The organism is Paenibacillus campinasensis (assembly GCF_002272015.1).
In the GTDB taxonomy this organism is placed as follows: domain Bacteria; phylum Bacillota; class Bacilli; order Paenibacillales; family Paenibacillaceae; genus Paenibacillus_AQ; species Paenibacillus_AQ campinasensis.
This window is the reverse complement of the sequence record NZ_NPBY01000164.1, coordinates 1-228: the sequence shown is the minus strand read 5'-3', so window position 1 is coordinate 228 and position 228 is coordinate 1. Positions and strand designations below refer to the sequence as shown.

Sequence of the window (228 nt, the reverse complement as noted above, 5' to 3'; positions counted from 1 at the left end):
CTCGTGGCCGAGCCGTGCTCGGCGGCGGCCACTTCGTTAAGGGGGAGCGTTGGCCTGCTCCAGCTTCGCTATGGAGCGCCAACGCTGGTACCGGGCTGCGCCGCTGCGCCCCCTTGGCCCTGTAGCACGGACCCGGGGTATTCTAGGTGTTGCTTCGCTGTTAATTTGCCCACGGCCTCGGCCGGGCAGGACCGGGTGCTGCGCTTCGCAGCCCTTTCTCCGCTCAGG

General features: G+C 68.4%; 1 protein-coding gene. It reads right to left on the bottom strand.

Annotation, left to right across the window (positions count from 1 at the left end; genetic code table 11):
• Nucleotides 1-36: 36 nt before the first annotated feature.
• Nucleotides 37-228 (bottom strand): hypothetical protein (locus tag CHH67_RS26670; protein WP_218832094.1); only part of this gene is annotated, 192 nt, incomplete at its 5' end.